Here is a 1,544-nt window from a genome sequence, read left to right as displayed (position 1 = left end):
ATCTCTTGAATTAAATAATTTTGCTGATTAATTTGATCAAATAAATTGTACGTTTTTTGATTTATGACGGAAGTCTAATGAAGATGAAATAAAAAAGCTTTTAATTAAACTCTTTTGGGACAGTGTACATTCACATTTATTAGGAGATGAATATCTTGGTGATCAAAAGAGAGAGCAGTTTTTCCACGATGCATTAGGACAGAATGAAAATACGCAAGAAACTTTAGATTTTTGCTTAATGCATGTTATTGAAATTATCTGTAAATATGCATGTGATGCCTATCTTCATTATTGTGATAAGCCTTATGATATGGGTTATTTATATTTTTTAAATGAGGCAAATTATTTTAGAGGTTTATTAGTTGCTAGTCATGCAGATAAAATGACTGGCAAGCAAGAGCTAAAGGATAAAATGATAGATCTAGCAAATAAGAGACATGCTGAAAAAAGGAAAAAAGATAATAAAAATTTACAAGAAGTTAAAAAAATATGGGACGGATCAAATTGGAAAAGTTATACGGAGTGTGCAAATGAAATTCATCGTAATCAACTAATAGAAGAAGAAAATTATAGAAAAATATATGATTTGGTCTCAAAAGCAGCAAAAAAGAAAAAATAATTTTACAAGTGCGCCGCATTTTGTACAAAGTGCGCCGTATTTTTCACTACAACGTAGTAGCTGTTTTAAAGTTTCAAAAACTGAAATCATACTAGCCTCATCCCCATGATGAGGCTTTTTTATGAGTATTACAGTTTTAAAAAATGATTCATTAATAAATTACTTTTCTGATGACGCGGTAGCAACAGGGCAAATTCAACTGACCGATCCAATGCAATTACTAGCAGATCCAAATCTTTTACGTAATGCTTTACTGACTTATTCAGAAAAAGTGATTGAGCTAGAGCACAAAGTTGAAGTTATGCAACCTACAATGGAAGCATTTGACCGTATTGCCACAGCCGAGGGAAGTATGTGCCTAACTGATGCTGCTAAAGCTCTACAACAAGAGCCGCAAAAATTTAATAAGTGGCTTCACATGAATGACTGGATTTATAAACGTAATGGCAGCAAACATTGGGTTGCCTATCAAGAGAAAATTAAAGCGGGATATTTAGAACATAAAGTAACGGATATCCAGTTGCCTGATGGAACGATCAAAATCACAGAGCAGGTGAGAGTAACACCAAAGGGATTAACCAAGCTTTCAAAGCTTCTAGGAAACAACAATGCATAATTTAGGCAATAAAAAAGCCCTCTCAGTTCTTGGCGGAATCAAAGGGCTTTGGATTGCTAACACAAGGAGTACTAACAGTGAACAGTATGGTACAAGGGTTTGGGAAAAATCAAGTCTACGATGCCAGTGATGTTGCTGAAGGTCATGGTTTACTAACGAAATATATAGCCAACTTAGAGTGTTTAAGTGAGATGCTTCTATTTATGTTAAAGCAATTTAAAAAGCCCTGAACATGAGCCTGTAAATTATTTTGTGTAAGTTCCATTTTTTATAAATGATCTTTTAATCGATCATCGAACTGAATCGTAA

Annotated in this window: 2 protein-coding genes; both read left to right on the top strand. The window is 33.4% G+C overall.

Annotated elements, in window-relative coordinates; genetic code table 11:
- Positions 1-238 precede the first annotated feature (238 nt).
- Positions 239-619: a hypothetical protein gene (locus HJG58_RS18570; RefSeq protein WP_170249798.1), complete on the top strand. Its 381-nt coding sequence runs from the start codon at positions 239-241 to the stop codon at positions 617-619.
- A 121-nt stretch (positions 620-740) separates the two neighbouring features.
- Complete coding sequence (locus HJG58_RS18565; protein WP_170249797.1) at positions 741-1,235, top strand: phage antirepressor KilAC domain-containing protein; 495 nt, start codon at positions 741-743, stop codon at positions 1,233-1,235.
- The last annotated feature ends 309 nt before the right edge of the window (positions 1,236-1,544 follow it).

The organism is Acinetobacter geminorum, from assembly GCF_013009345.1.
GTDB classification, from domain to species: Bacteria; Pseudomonadota; Gammaproteobacteria; order Pseudomonadales; family Moraxellaceae; genus Acinetobacter; species Acinetobacter geminorum.
Note: the sequence above shows the minus strand (reverse complement) of the source record. Positions and strands in the feature narration are given on the sequence as shown.

What these genes read in the sequence shown, in the direction of transcription:
- HJG58_RS18570 (WP_170249798.1), top strand. Translation starts at nt 239, where the DNA reads ATGCATGTTATTGAAATTATCTGTAAATATGCATGTGATGCCTATCTT.
- HJG58_RS18565 (WP_170249797.1), top strand. Translation starts at nt 741, where the DNA reads ATGAGTATTACAGTTTTAAAAAATGATTCATTAATAAATTACTTTTCT.